Here is a 13261-nt window from a genome sequence, read left to right on the forward strand (position 1 = left end):
TGGCTTTTTGTGTTAAAACGCAAGCCAGACTTTGAAGAACAGGCAAATTTGCCTTTCGCAGACGACCAAAAACCAAAACAACAACAGAAACAGGAGTCGGATCATGAGTAGCTTTTGGAGCACTTGGATCAGTGTCTTAACAATAGCGTGTATCGTATTTTGCGCCGTCATTTTAACCTGGAATTTAAAAAACCATGTTGGAGTGAAAGAAGGCGAATCCACTGGTCACGAGTTTGACGGCATTGAAGAAATTAACAATCCTCTGCCAAAATGGTGGACTTACATGTTCTACGCCACCATTGTTTGGTCGGTGTATTACTTTGCCGCCTACCCTGGCTTAGGTAACTACAAAGGTTTTTTAAACTGGACCAGTTCAAATCAGGGTATTAAAAACCTGGCTGAATCCAAAGCTGCGGTAGAACAAAACAAACTGGACGGCAAAAACGTGCAATTGGACCGTGAATATGATGCGGCCAATGAAACTTATGCCAAAGAGTTTGCTAAGTACACCAGCCGCGATATTCTGGACTTAGCTTACGATCCGGACGCATTAAAAGTAGGTCAGCGTTTATTCCTGCAGAACTGCTCTCAATGCCACGGTTCAGATGCTCGTGGTCAGCGTGGTTTTCCTAACCTGACAGATGATGACTGGTTATATGGCGGTACGCCGGACAAAATCAAAGAAACCCTGCTGTATGGCCGTAAAGCCGCTATGCCAGCTTGGGGTGATGCTCTGGGTGAACAAGGCGTCAAAGAAATGACTGCTTATGTATTAAGTTTGTCAGGTCGTAAGGTGAATGACAAAGATGCAGCTGCTGGTAAAGCGAAGTTTGGCATGTGTGCTGCTTGTCACGGTGCAGATGGTAAGGGCAGCTTAGCCCATAACCTGCCATTTGGCGCACCTAACCTGACGGATAACACCTGGTTATACGGTGGTTCACACGGCGCGGTAGAAGAAACGCTGAATAAAGGCCGTAATGGTCAGATGCCAGCATTCAAGGAGATTTTAGGAGAAGACAAAATCCATATTATCTCTGCTTATGTCTACCGTTTATCTCGTCCGGAAGAAAGTTCTAAGTAATCTTTGCTGTGAATGCATTACAATAAGCCCCGCTTTGTGGGGCTTATTGCTATCTGAAAGAGGAATACCTGATGTTGCATGATACAAAACCCTGGTACAAACAGCTGTGGCCCTGGTTATTGATCGCCTTCCCCATCGTCTCCTTTATCAAAGGCGGCCATACCATTTACATCATGCAGCAAAATAATCCTGATTTGGTGATCGATGATTACTATAAAGAAGGCCGGGCCATCAACATGAATTTAGCCAAATACCGTGAAGCAGAATTACGGAATTTGCATGCCAGCACCTTGATTGCTGCCAATCAGGTCATAGTTCGGTTTGAGCAAAACAAAACGCTGGGGCAACACCTTCAGTTGGAGTTTTTCCACAATACGATAGCGGCTAAAGACTTTGTCATTACTGCAGAGCGCAGTGGTGAAAATCTTTATGTCGGAACCTTGCCTAAAACACTGGAAGGCAAATGGAATCTGGTCGTCTCAGATGAGCACAAGGATTGGAAACTGCGGGCAAGCGCTATGCTGCCACAACAAGGTGAATTTAAACTGGGATATTAACAGTGTCGTATACGGGTTGTTTTCACTGCAATGAAGCCATACCGGCTGGATCGAACTTTAGCCTTGTTATAGAGCAACAACAGCGACTATTTTGTTGCCCTGGTTGCTTGGCAGTCGCTGAAACTATCATCGATCAAGGGCTTGGCGATTATTATAAATTTCGTACTGCCCCTGCCAGCAAAGCTCAATTGGTGCCGGATCAGTTACAACTGGTGAGTTATGACAGCACCGAAGTGTTGTCTGATCTGACTCAGCATAAAGACAATCTGACCCAGATTGAATTGTCTATTAGCGGTATCAGCTGTGCCGCCTGCGCCTGGTTGATTGAAAAACAACTGCAAAAAAATCCGGCTATTCATAACGTCAGTGTCAACTCTAGTACAGCACGCTGTGTGGTAAGTTGGGATATACAACGACTCAAACTCAGTGAGCTACTTAATATTATCAATAAGTTAGGATATCAGGCCTCACCATTTATGGCCGATCAGGAAGAAGCGGTGCAGCAAGCGGAATTACGACGGTTTTTAAAACGTCTGGCTGTGTCCGGTTTTATGAGTATGCAGGTGATGATGCTGGCTTTTGGCCTGTATTTTGGTGAATACACCGGCATTGATCCTGAATTTGAAGGTTATTTACGCTGGATCAGTTTGTTCCTGACCACTCCGGTCGTGTTTTATAGTGCTAAACCTTTTACTTTAAGTGCATGGCGAGCAGTGAAAGGCCGTGAGCTGAATATGGACGTACCTGTCACTCTAGCCGTGTTCTATACATTCCTCGCTTCTGCCTACGCTACTGTGTTTGACACTGGCGAAGTCTATTTTGAATCCGTCTGTATGTTTGTGTTTTTGCTGCAGCTGGGTAAGTTTTTTGAATTCCGCGCCAGAGCACAGGCTCGTGCAGCCACAGGAAACTTATTAAAAATTATGCCGGTATCCGCACGGCTGGTGCAAGGTGATGAACTGGTTCCTACCTCAGCACGTCGTCTGGAAGCTGGCCAAGTGATACTGGTGCAGGCTGGTGAAACTATAGCGGCAGATGGTGTGGTGTTGTCAGGCGAAAGCTCGGTGGACGAATCTATGCTCACCGGCGAATACAAAGCGGTGAACAAAGCAGCGGGTGATGCCGTCATGGCTGGCAGTATTAACCACGATGGAGTGATGAAGATCACTGTGCATCAGCCCCTCGCCCATTCACGCTTAGGCCAGATCATCGAACTGCAACAGCAGACGCTGAATCAAAAACCACAGATAGTAGAAAAAACCACTCAACTGGCACGTTTTTTTATTCAGCGCTTGTTGATTATCGCTTTAGGAACATTTTTGGTCTGGTATTTCTGGCTGGACAAAGACAGAGCGTTTTGGGTGACGTTATCTGTGTTGGTCGCCACCTGCCCTTGTGCTTTAACTTTAGCCACTCCTACAGCTATCACTTGCGCTTTGGCACGTCTTAACCGCAAAGGCATACTGATCAAAAATCAGCAAGTGCTGGAAATATTGCCACAACTCGATTCTGTCTTCCTCGATAAGACAGGCAGTCTGACACAAGGGCGTTTTAGTATTCAGCGCACTCAATTACATGACCAGGCATACAACCCGGATACGCTGCTAGCTCTGATTGCCCGTATTGAAGCGTATTCAGAACACCCTATAGCTCATGCATTTGAAAGCTATCTGGATTCAAAAATTAAAGTGGAACAAGTACAAGTTCATGTCGGGTCAGGCCTATCCGCAGTTTGGATCCGGGAGCATGGAGAGAGTTTAGAAGTCAAAGTGGGCAGCGCTGCATTTTGTGGTGCACAAGCTGAAACCACAGCTGCAGTATGCTGCAGCATTAATCAGCACCTGGTGTTTTCTGTTGAGCTATCAGACGCGGTACGTCCTGAAGTACCAGCATTGATTCAGACGTTAAAACAACGCGGATTACACTTATCCATGCTAACAGGAGATTCTTCTGCTCAGGTCGAGAATGTTCAACAGCAATTGCAATTTGATCGGGTATTTAAAGGGTGTAGTCCGGAGCAAAAAGTTGAGTATATCCGTCAGGCTGTGGCGCAAGGCGATAAGGTGCTCATGTTAGGAGATGGCATTAATGACAGTCCTTGTTTTCACGCCGCTCATGTCTCTGTAGCTCTAGATTCAGGCACAGATTTGTCGAAAAATCAGGCTGATGTGGTATTGCTGCATAACAATCTGAATTCACTACAAGAGCTAATCGAAGGTGCAGTATTAGCGCAGCGTATCGTCAAACAAAATCTGTGGTGGGCTGTAGGCTATAATCTGGTCATTATTCCTCTGGCGGTGATGGGGTTTGTCTCCCCTTACATCGCCGTGATCGGTATGTCGTTCAGCTCTATTCTGGTGGTATCAAACTCACTGAGGTTACTTAAAGCATGAGTATTATTTATGTGCTGATCCCCATTGCCATACTTTTTGTTTGTATTGGCCTTGGCATCTTTTTCTGGGCAGTGCGCAGCCGCCAGTTTGATGATTTAAACAAAGAAGGTATGAGTATTTTGTTTGACGATGAAAAGAAAACTATCAAGAGTAAAACAGATACGGATAAACAACCGCCGCAATGAGTCAGGAACTTGTCCTTAACCTGCTGGCAGCCCTGAGTATAGGTTTTTTAGGCAGCAGTCATTGTCTGGTGATGTGCGGTGGTATAGCCAGCGCATTACAACTCTCTATGCCTCAGCTAACATTTTTGCAGCAGCTGAAGTTACAACTGATGTTAAGTCTGGGCCGTTTAACAACATACAGCTTTCTGGGCGCGCTTACAGGCGCATTTGGCGCGGCTGTGCTGGTAAAACTTGGCATTAGTTTGTTCTGGCTAAAGCTGTTGGCTGGTGTATTACTGCTGCTAATGGCTCTTTATGTTGCCCGTTTGTGGTTCGCTCTGACGCTGCTTGAAAAACTGGGGGCACTGGTGTGGCGTCAGATCCAACCTATCGCAAAATCCTTATTGCCGCTCGATAGCAGCGCAAAAGCCGTGGCTTACGGTCTGAGCTGGGGCTTTTTACCTTGTGGTCTAGTGTACAGCAGTTTAGGCTGGAGTCTGGCCAGTGGCAGCGCTTTACAAGGTGCGGTATTGATGTTTGCTTTTGGTATGGGTACCTTGCCTGCTATGCTGGCGGTCGGGCGTTTCGCTCAGAGCCTGAGTCGATTTAAAAATAAACAGTGGGTTCGGGTCAGTGCTGCTCTATTACTGGCTTTGTATGCACTTTATACTATAGCTATTGCAATAGCGCCGCGAGTTTTCTAAGCTGGGAAAGTCGTTACAAAGGAATACTGTTATGTCCGGTTCAAATTTAAGTTGCCAACACTGTGGTTTTAGCCAGCTCTGCCTGCCTTTTACGTTAAATAATGCCGAACTGGATACGCTTGACGATATTATCGAACGCAAAAAGCCTCTGCACAAAGGTGACTTTTTAATTGAAGCTGGTACTCACCTGCACTCTTTGTATGCGGTACGCAGTGGGTCTTTTAAGACTTTTACCTTAACTGAATCCGGTGAAGAGCAAATCACAGGCTTTCATTTACCTGGTGATGTGATAGGTTTCGATGCGATAGGCGAGCAGCAACATCCAAGTTTTGCTCAGGCATTGGAGACGGCTATGGTTTGCGAAATTCCCTACAGCCAGATGGATCAGCTGATGGGACAATTGCCCAAATTACGCCAACAAATGATGCGTCTGATGAGTCAGGACATCAGCGGTGATCAACAAATGTTGCTGTTGTTAAACCGGAAGAACGCGGAAGAAAAACTCGCTGCCTTTCTGACCAACCTGGCCCAACGCTTTGCGAATCGCGGTTTATCGAAAAAAGAGTTCCGTCTAAGTATGACGCGTGGCGAAATAGGTAACTATTTAGGCCTGACCGTTGAAACTATTAGCCGTTTATTGGGTCGATTCCATAAGGACGATTTAATACAGGTCGATGGTAAGCTGATTTGCATCAGCGATCCGGAGGCGTTAAGTAAACTGGCTGGTGGGTCTGCTATAGCGCGCTGATCAAACCAATCCTTGATCCAGCACAAGGACTTATCAGCCTACCTTCGCTACCTTGGCTACACTTACAAGGTAAGCCTTAGCTTAGCAGGAGCATGATATGACCTTATATCCGAGAGTACTGGTGGTGCTGGACCCTTCGGTGGCTGAACAGAAAGCCCTCAAGCGCGCTGTTCAACTGGCAAAACTACAAGATTGCCATCTAACCGCTTTTCTATCGATTTACGATTTTTCCTACGAAATGACCACTATGTTATCCGGCGAAGAACGAGAGTCTATGCGCCAGGCTGTGATCAACGACAGAGAACTTTGGATCAGCGAACTGATTGCGGAACACAAAGAACAAGGTCTGAAGATAGATATTCAGGTGGTCTGGCACAACAGGCCCTTTGAAGCCATAGTGCAAGCGGTACTGGAGAAAGAATACGATTTAGTGATTAAAGGTACACATGATCACGATGTACTCAAATCGATGATTTTCACCCCTACCGACTGGCATATTTTGCGTAAATGCCCTTGCCCTGTTTTACTGGTTAAAGATCATGAATGGCCTGCACATGGCAATATACTCGCAGCAGTCAATGCGGGTAGTGAACAGACCCATCACAGCTCGCTGAATCAACGTATCATTCAGCAATCCAAACAGCTCGCCGCTTTACTCAATAGTAAAGTACAACTGGTCAACGCTTTCCCTGGTACCCCTGTCAATATAGCTATTGAAATTCCTGAATTTAATCCGAAGGAATACAGTCAGACGATGAAAACTCATCATCTGGAAGCGGTACAAAAGCTGGCTATGGAATTTGAATTGCCTGCAGCTCAAACTCATGTGCAGGAAGGCATGCCTGAAGATGTGATCCCTACACTAGCCGCACAACTGGATGCCGAGATGGTAGTGATAGGCACTATAGGCCGCACCGGTTTATCTGCTGCCATCATTGGTAATACAGCTGAGCATGTGATAGACAGGTTGGATTGTGATGTATTGGCGGTCAAACCGGCGGGTTTTGTCTGCCCTTTAGCAAAACAATAAGCTCCTTACGCTACAAAGCTGGCGTGTAGTTGGTTATACTACGCGCCATTTTTATCTGGGGTCGTTGTTTTATGTCGCATGCAGCAGAAGCCAAAGCACAATATAATCTGAATAAATTACACAAACGTCTGCGTCGTGGCGTCGGCCAAGCTATCGCCGACTTTAATATGATTGAAGATGGCGACAAAGTAATGGTGTGTTTGTCAGGCGGTAAGGATAGTTATACCCTGCTGGATATTCTGCTGAACTTACAACAATCTGCCCCTATTCAGTTTTCCATAGTGGCGGTGAATCTTGATCAGAAACAACCCGGTTTTCCTGCAGATGTACTGCCTGGTTATTTAAGTCGTATTGGTGTGGATTTTCAGATCGTCACCGAAGACACCTACTCTATTGTCAAAGACAAAATCCCTGAGGGCAAAACGACTTGCTCTTTGTGCTCGCGCTTGCGCCGTGGCATTTTATATCGCACAGCAAAAGAGCTGGGCGCCACTAAAATAGCCTTAGGTCATCATCGCGACGACATGATTGAAACTATGTTTTTAAACATGTTTTACGGCGGTAAGATGAAGTCGATGCCAGCCAAGCTCATCAGCGACAACGGTGAGCATATTGTAATTCGTCCTTTGGCTTATTGCCGCGAAAAAGATATTGAAAAATACTCTGTTGCCCGCCAGTTCCCGATCATCCCTTGTAACTTATGTGGCTCACAAGACGGTTTGCAGCGTCAGGTCGTGAAAGAAATGCTACAGGATTGGGATAAACGTTTTCCTGGTCGTATCGAAACCATGTTCCAGGCCATGCAGAATATTGTGCCCTCTCATATGATTGATAAAAATCTGTTTGATTTTGCAGGGATCAGTAAAGATAGTCCTTTAGCAGTCGAAGGTGATATGGCCTTTGATAAACCTGATGTGCCAAAAGTACCAGTGGGTTTGCTGTTGGATGAAGACGAACCGGCCGCTACCGCGGTTCAGTTTGTTGAGCTGACGTAGGGAATGGGCTTGCCCCATCCCGGCGCAAATTCCAATCCAATACCAGACTGGGTCAGCGCTTATTAAATTCATCAAAGAGCAGCATCAGCTGCTCTTTTTCATGAATAAATCCTGTTTGCTGTAGCAACTCCATCACCACTTCTGCTGTGCACAAGGCCCCTGCTTTTTGATTACGTCGTAGTTTGTATAAGGATGGCGTATCAGGTTTGATGGCAAGACGGTAACAAGACTGCAAATAAGGGCTTTGTCTGAGCATTTTTGCCGCTTCCTGCCAGGTGGCATCCAACAAAACCCAGTGTTTGACCGCTTCGCTCTGACGAGCTTCCAGCTCTGCAAGGGCCGCAGGATTTTGAGCCTGATACTGACCATGATGCAGTAGATAACAGGCTTGGGGTGTGTCAGCTAACAATGGATAAATCAAACCCAGTTGCCGTGATGCTGATAAATCAAACAATCGCTGATCTGGTGCTTTGCGCTGCCATTCAATCACCTCAACCCTGATCTTTAGTGAAGCTGAGAGCGCCTGCAACACCAAAATACCGGTGTTGGTATCTTTCTGTAACTCCCTGCTGTGGGTCAGCAGATAAAGCACCAATACGGTCACGTAGTTTAAGGCTGCTGCAGTAAAGGCGTCGCGTGATCCGGTACTTTTGAAAACTGTATTGTCGCTTTATCCGATAAAGAGGCTGGTAAAAAGATCCGGCAGCGATTTTGCTCACACAGCAACTGCTGACTCAGGGCTGCATCTGAACTTTGCGCCACGACTTCGGATGCAAAATGCACAGTCAAACCTGACACTTCAGGTAACCAGTATTTGCCCCAACCGGCCAATGAATCCAGAAGTGCATCAAACTGAGCTTGTAACTTACGCAGCTCAGCCACAGTAGCCTGCTGCGACACCGGCATCTTACTCCGTAGCTTAAAGTTTAAATCACAGGCATCGGCCCCCTCAGGTTGCTTGAGCACTATCAGCGCTTTTTGCGCGTTTAGCATCAGATCAAAAGGCAGCATCAGCTCGCCATTACCAGCAATAGTTAAAGGCGCTTCAGAAATATCAGTGGTAATTAAGGCCTTATCTACGCTACAGGCCTCACTGGTTCCGGCCTTTTGCAACACAAAAGCCAGCGTAATATCACTGAATTCGACCTTTTCACTCTTTTTCATCCGGGCATAAAAGCATCGTAATTAAATACAGTATCAGCCACAGCTGAAGCGCTAAAAGCAACCAGCACGCTGGCAAAAAAATAAGGTTTCATGATTAGCTGTCTATATGTTTAGTGTTGGCTTTGAGCATGGTGTGGATTTCATCGACATAATCCTTGCCACGCTCTGAATAACGGATCAGACCTGTGACCAGATGATGTCCGGCGACCTCACCTTCAGCGCGACGTTTGGCTCTGAGCTGGCGTAATTCCTCATACACATAAAAAGTATTGAGGTTATAAAAGTAACTGTTGATAGCTGCAGCAACATGCGGAAATACCGCAACTTCATGGTATTTACCTGCACTGCGCTTTTGTGGCACCAGACCACAACCTGCTTTAAAACACCATTGACCAAAGAAATTGTACGCCTCCAAAGCAAAACGACTGCTGCCCCAGCCGGATTCTTTCGCTGCCTGGATCAAGACTAAATCAGCAGGTATGGCATCGACCCGGCTTAACAGCAAACGAAATCCTTGTGCGTCCACATCTGGATAGTCCAGTTTAAACTCGTCGTACAGGCTGTAGATAAAAGCGTATTCTTCGACCGTCAGCTCCTGTTGCTGTTGTTTTTGCTGCACTTCGATGACTTGCTGACGAATATGCAGCAATCTGGCATTTTCACGCTCAATAAAAGGCAACAGGTAATCAAAGAATGCTTTTTTCTTCTCGACCACATCTTTGTACTGGTCAAAGTCAGGTACAGGCAATAACTCTGGCATCGCAACAGGATACGCTAGCCGCTTTAACAACTTACGTTGATCTGCTGCATCTAATGATTCGAGTTTTGATGGGACTTGCCAATCCGCTAAGGAAGCAATGTCTTCAACAGGAGCAGGCTTAAGCCAAGGGTACACTGTGGCATAGAGCACCACTGCCCATAACACCAACCAAAAACTCAATTCTGTTTTTTTCATGCAATACCCTGAATTCGTCTTTTATCCGGCCAGCCACAATAACCTATGCCACCCAGACCCTAGTGGCGCGTATTCTAACCAGATCTGGTTGTAGTTTCGACCACAAAATGGTCGAAATGATAAGCCACCCGCTGACAAAAATAGGTAAACCATTGTTTTAAAACAAAAATTAAAGTGGCAAGGAAACTGCATACTCTGTTATAACAATGAAAAAAGGAGAATAACATGCGTCAATTGAGTTTAGTTTCTGCACTGGTTATGGCGTTATCTGCAACAACTGTGATGGCAGAGGATGTCAAAGTATTAGAAAAAGTGATCGATGCTAAGAGTTTCACTAAGCTGGTTCTGGAAGTTCCGGTGGGAGAAATTAATATCAAAGCAGCCAAAGGCTCTGAGATTAGCTTAGTGGTTGAATTAGATCCTGATGAAGACTGGCTAGGTCGTAGTAGTGATTTATCGGATGCACAAATCAGCAGAGGTGACGATGGTTCGACCTTAAAACTAAAAGTCGATTTAGAAGATGACGATGACGTAGAGCAAAACTGGACTGTGATGATGCCTGCCGATATGGCGATTTCATTAAACTTAGGTGTAGGCTCAGTTGAAATTGACGATCTGACGTCGGATATCAAGGTAGATGTGGGCGTCGGTGAAGTAGATGTTGCGGTCAACACCAGCTTATATGATTCCATTAAACTGGATGCCGGTGTAGGCGATACGTCAATCAAAGGCGGTAAAGGCCGTTACGAGCGCGATCAGGTGTTAGTCACCAGCTCTAGTCAATTGCATGGCGAAGGTAAAAAAGAATTAGAAGCTAATGTAGGTGTGGGTGATATTGAAGTGCGTGATAACCAGTAACCAGGATCTAAACATCCGGTAAAGCACTTTATCTCCTCTTATCGACCCAACGTACCCTGAGTTGCCGAAGTTTTAGCTGCGACGGGTATGTTGCCAATTTGGTGTAAAGCGCCAGTACTTAGCTAACGCCTGCTTTAAATCAAAAAAACTGGTTAACGGCAACGAATCACCGCTGATACAACTGTAAGTAAAGCGGTGACAATTGTTTCTTAGCAAGTCGTAGTTCTGATAACTGTAGATCTGTTCGATAGCCCGGTTTGCGGCTATCTCAGAGCCTATAATGTTCCCGGCTGGCGAAGTGGCGAAGATCAGTTCAGCACCGGACCTGTCCGCTAAAAACCTGTTAAAAGATAAAGAACGCACTAAACCAGAGCCAGCCAGTTCCACTATTTGCCCATCTCCAATATAAATTCCCGTATGCTCAAAAAACTGAAAAATTTCACAGCACACTACAGCGCCTACAGGGATAGTTCGTTGACTAATCATAAAACTCCTGATTTTCCGGCTTTTTTTCCTTATCATACTTGCAAAAGACGTCTAGGCGTGTAAAAAGGTGTAAGCAAAGATTTATCCCCGTCGTACTTGAAGCTGCTGCTTTGTTGGCTACGCAATCTCGCCCCATGAACATAGGATTACTATGTTCATGGGGTCTCAATTGCTTGCCGCCTCCCCGCAACATCAATTACTTAGGGTATAACTAATAACGAAAAACGGAGACATAAGGATAGCGGTATGAAACCAATAGAGCGCTCGACAAAATTAGATGGGGTTTGTTATGACATTCGGGGTCCGGTGGCACGCGAGGCCAAACGGATGGAAGAAGAAGGTCAGCGTATTTTAAAGCTCAATATTGGTAATCCCGCACCTTTTGGTTTTGAAGCACCGGATGAAATTTTAAAGCATGTGATCCACAATCTGCCGACTGCTCAAGGCTACAGCGATTCGCAAGGCATTTATCCGGCCCGTGTGGCGGTTGCTCAGTATTACCAGCAGCGCGGCATTCTGGGTGCTGATGCCGATGACGTCTATATAGGCAATGGGGTATCAGAGCTTATTCTGATGTCGTTACAGGCACTTTTAAATAATGGCGATGAAGTGTTGATCCCCTCCCCTGATTATCCGCTCTGGACTGCTGCAGTCAATCTGGCTGGCGGCAACGCTGTGCATTATCGCTGTGATGAGCAATCCGATTGGTTCCCGGACTTAGCTGATATCCGCGCCAAAATCACGAAAAAAACCAAAGCGCTGGTGTTGATCAATCCAAATAATCCGACGGGAGCTGTGTATTCTAAGGCATTTTTACTCGATCTGTTGGCCATAGCCCGTGAGCACAAGCTGGTGGTCATGAGCGATGAGATTTACGACAAAATTTTGTATGACGGCGCAGAGCACGTCACCACAGCCTCTTTAGCAGATGACTTGTTTATGCTGACCTTTGGTGGTTTATCGAAAAACTACCGTATCGCAGGTTTTCGGGTTGGCTGGATTTTATTATCCGGTGCAAAACATCTGGCGAAACACTATATCGAAGGTTTGAATATTCTGGCTTCGATGCGTCTGTGCGCCAACGTACCTTGTCAGCATGCAGTACAGACCGCCTTAGGTGGCTATCAAAGCATCAACGAGCTGATCATTCCTGGCGGCCGTTTGTATGATCAAATGGATTTAGCCCATAAGCTGGTGACCAGTATCGACGGCATCAGTTGTGTCCGCCCCAAGGGTGCGATGTACTTATTCCCTAAACTGGATCGTAAAAAATTCAAAATCAAAGACGATGAGTTAATGGTGCTGGACTTCTTACGTCAACATAAAGTGCTGCTGGTGCACGGTCGCGCCTTTAACTGGCCAGAGCCGGACCACTTCCGTATTGTGTTTTTACCCCACAAAGAACAGCTGGAAATGGCCATGGGTCGCTTAGCACAATTTTTACCAGGGTATCAGCAATAATGGATACCGGACAAAAGACTACAAACACCTCTGAAGAGCCAAGCCATTTTTTTGCGCATCTGTTTCGAATGAAGTTGATTAACAGATGGCCACTCATGAGAAACGTCAACACCGAAAATGTAGCTGAACACAGCCATCAGGTCGCTGTGGTAGCTCATATGCTGGCGCTTATCCGCCGCGAAATATTTGCAGGTGAAGTACACCCTGAACGAGTCGCAACCTTGGCATTATTTCATGACGCCAGTGAAGTACTGACGGGTGATTTACCCACGCCTGTGAAGTATTTTAATGCGCAAATTGCTCAGGAGTACAAGAAGATAGAGCGTATAGCAGAGCAGAAACTACTGTCGATGTTGCCAGAGAAATTACAGCCTTTTTATCAGACTTTGTTACTGTCAGAACAGTATTCAGCCGATGAAAAACTGCTGGTCAAAGCAGCGGATACACTGTGCGCTTATGTAAAAACTCTGGAGGAACTCTCCGCTGGCAATCATGAGTTTGTGCTGGCGAAAAAACGTCTGGAGGCAGTGCTTGAAAGTTATGCCTTGGCGGAGGTGAATTACTTCCTGGAAATTTTTATCCCAAGTTTTTCACTGTCTTTGGATGAAATCAGCCTGCAGGATGGCCAGTTGTAATAGCCTATCTAATACCTGTCGAAATCATAA

The 13261-nt window shown here is 45.9% G+C and carries 15 protein-coding genes; 11 read left to right on the forward strand and 4 right to left on the reverse strand.

Features of this window, described 5'->3' with window-relative positions; genetic code table 11:
* Positions 1-103: 103 nt before the first annotated feature.
* The 8 genes from ccoP (at position 104) to ttcA (ending at position 7672) form a co-directional block, all read left to right on the forward strand.
* Positions 104-1081 carry a cytochrome-c oxidase, cbb3-type subunit III gene (gene ccoP / locus WH43_RS16755; protein WP_053425729.1) on the forward strand — a complete coding sequence of 326 codons (978 nt, stop codon included), beginning with the start codon at positions 104-106 and terminating at the stop codon, positions 1079-1081.
* Positions 1082-1152: 71 nt separating this feature from the next.
* Positions 1153-1638 (forward strand): FixH family protein, encoded by a 486-nt coding sequence (locus WH43_RS16760; protein ID WP_053425730.1) that lies wholly within the window; start codon positions 1153-1155, stop codon positions 1636-1638.
* A gap of 2 nt (positions 1639-1640) precedes the next feature.
* The gene (locus WH43_RS16765) at positions 1641-4031 is read left to right on the forward strand and encodes a heavy metal translocating P-type ATPase (RefSeq protein ID WP_053425731.1); all 2391 of its coding nucleotides are present in this window, start codon (positions 1641-1643) and stop codon (positions 4029-4031) included.
* A complete protein-coding gene (gene ccoS, locus WH43_RS16770) occupies positions 4028-4216 on the forward strand; it encodes a cbb3-type cytochrome oxidase assembly protein CcoS (protein ID WP_053425732.1) in 189 nt (62 codons plus the stop codon). Before WH43_RS16765 ends, ccoS begins: the two co-directional genes overlap by 4 nt.
* Positions 4213-4899 carry a sulfite exporter TauE/SafE family protein gene (locus tag WH43_RS16775; protein WP_053425733.1) on the forward strand — a complete coding sequence of 229 codons (687 nt, stop codon included), beginning with the start codon at positions 4213-4215 and terminating at the stop codon, positions 4897-4899. Before ccoS ends, WH43_RS16775 begins: the two co-directional genes overlap by 4 nt.
* 1 nt (position 4900) lies before the next feature.
* Entirely contained in the window at positions 4901-5647 is a 747-nt protein-coding gene (fnr, locus tag WH43_RS16780) for a fumarate/nitrate reduction transcriptional regulator Fnr (RefSeq protein ID WP_286049909.1), read from the forward strand.
* A 97-nt stretch (positions 5648-5744) separates the two neighbouring features.
* A complete protein-coding gene (gene uspE, locus WH43_RS16785) occupies positions 5745-6677 on the forward strand; it encodes a universal stress protein UspE (RefSeq protein WP_053425735.1) in 933 nt (310 codons plus the stop codon).
* 71 nt (positions 6678-6748) lie between these two features.
* Positions 6749-7672: a tRNA 2-thiocytidine(32) synthetase TtcA gene (ttcA, locus tag WH43_RS16790; protein WP_053425736.1), complete on the forward strand. Its 924-nt coding sequence runs from the start codon at positions 6749-6751 to the stop codon at positions 7670-7672.
* Positions 7673-7724: 52 nt separating this feature from the next.
* On the opposite strand, the gene WH43_RS16795 is transcribed toward ttcA, so the two are convergent.
* The 3 genes from WH43_RS16795 to WH43_RS16805 all read right to left on the reverse strand — a co-directional run bounded on the left by WH43_RS16795 (position 7725) and on the right by WH43_RS16805 (position 9791).
* Positions 7725-8276 carry a DTW domain-containing protein gene (locus WH43_RS16795; RefSeq protein WP_053425737.1) on the reverse strand — a complete coding sequence of 184 codons (552 nt, stop codon included), beginning with the start codon at positions 8274-8276 and terminating at the stop codon, positions 7725-7727.
* A 5-nt stretch (positions 8277-8281) separates the two neighbouring features.
* Positions 8282-8836 (reverse strand): DUF2987 domain-containing protein, encoded by a 555-nt coding sequence (locus tag WH43_RS16800; protein WP_053425738.1) that lies wholly within the window; start codon positions 8834-8836, stop codon positions 8282-8284.
* A gap of 94 nt (positions 8837-8930) precedes the next feature.
* A complete protein-coding gene (locus WH43_RS16805) occupies positions 8931-9791 on the reverse strand; it encodes a glucosaminidase domain-containing protein (protein WP_053425739.1) in 861 nt (286 codons plus the stop codon).
* A gap of 225 nt (positions 9792-10016) precedes the next feature.
* On the opposite strand from WH43_RS16805, the gene WH43_RS16810 reads away from it, so the two are divergent.
* The gene (locus tag WH43_RS16810) at positions 10017-10649 is read left to right on the forward strand and encodes a hypothetical protein (RefSeq protein WP_053425740.1); all 633 of its coding nucleotides are present in this window, start codon (positions 10017-10019) and stop codon (positions 10647-10649) included.
* Between the two features lie 72 nt (positions 10650-10721).
* On the opposite strand, the gene WH43_RS16815 is transcribed toward WH43_RS16810, so the two are convergent.
* Complete coding sequence (locus tag WH43_RS16815) at positions 10722-11135, reverse strand: C40 family peptidase (RefSeq protein ID WP_053425741.1); 414 nt, start codon at positions 11133-11135, stop codon at positions 10722-10724.
* A 246-nt stretch (positions 11136-11381) separates the two neighbouring features.
* On the opposite strand from WH43_RS16815, the gene WH43_RS16820 reads away from it, so the two are divergent.
* Together WH43_RS16820 and yfbR are read left to right on the forward strand one after the other, a co-directional pair.
* On the forward strand, positions 11382-12596 hold the full coding sequence (locus tag WH43_RS16820; protein ID WP_053425742.1) for a pyridoxal phosphate-dependent aminotransferase: 1215 nt from the start codon (positions 11382-11384) through the stop codon (positions 12594-12596).
* Positions 12596-13231 carry a 5'-deoxynucleotidase gene (gene yfbR / locus WH43_RS16825; RefSeq protein ID WP_053425743.1) on the forward strand — a complete coding sequence of 212 codons (636 nt, stop codon included), beginning with the start codon at positions 12596-12598 and terminating at the stop codon, positions 13229-13231. The genes WH43_RS16820 and yfbR overlap by 1 nt, the downstream gene beginning before the upstream one ends.
* The last annotated feature ends 30 nt before the right edge of the window (positions 13232-13261 follow it).

This window comes from Rheinheimera sp. KL1 (assembly GCF_001275035.1).
GTDB classification, from domain to species: Bacteria; Pseudomonadota; Gammaproteobacteria; order Enterobacterales; family Alteromonadaceae; genus Pararheinheimera; species Pararheinheimera tangshanensis.

Coding starts and splice junctions, on each gene's coding strand:
- WH43_RS16815 (WP_053425741.1), bottom strand. CDS start 11,135: ATGATTAGTCAACGAACTATCCCTGTAGGCGCTGTAGTGTGCTGTGAA.
- yfbR (WP_053425743.1), top strand. CDS start 12,596: ATGGATACCGGACAAAAGACTACAAACACCTCTGAAGAGCCAAGCCAT.
- WH43_RS16810 (WP_053425740.1), top strand. CDS start 10,017: ATGCGTCAATTGAGTTTAGTTTCTGCACTGGTTATGGCGTTATCTGCA.
- WH43_RS16805 (WP_053425739.1), bottom strand. CDS start 9,791: ATGAAAAAAACAGAATTGAGTTTTTGGTTGGTGTTATGGGCAGTGGTG.
- ttcA (WP_053425736.1), top strand. CDS start 6,749: ATGTCGCATGCAGCAGAAGCCAAAGCACAATATAATCTGAATAAATTA.
- ccoP (WP_053425729.1), top strand. CDS start 104: ATGAGTAGCTTTTGGAGCACTTGGATCAGTGTCTTAACAATAGCGTGT.
- WH43_RS16800 (WP_053425738.1), bottom strand. CDS start 8,836: ATGAAAAAGAGTGAAAAGGTCGAATTCAGTGATATTACGCTGGCTTTT.
- ccoS (WP_053425732.1), top strand. CDS start 4,028: ATGAGTATTATTTATGTGCTGATCCCCATTGCCATACTTTTTGTTTGT.
- WH43_RS16820 (WP_053425742.1), top strand. CDS start 11,382: ATGAAACCAATAGAGCGCTCGACAAAATTAGATGGGGTTTGTTATGAC.
- WH43_RS16760 (WP_053425730.1), top strand. CDS start 1,153: ATGTTGCATGATACAAAACCCTGGTACAAACAGCTGTGGCCCTGGTTA.
- uspE (WP_053425735.1), top strand. CDS start 5,745: ATGACCTTATATCCGAGAGTACTGGTGGTGCTGGACCCTTCGGTGGCT.
- WH43_RS16775 (WP_053425733.1), top strand. CDS start 4,213: ATGAGTCAGGAACTTGTCCTTAACCTGCTGGCAGCCCTGAGTATAGGT.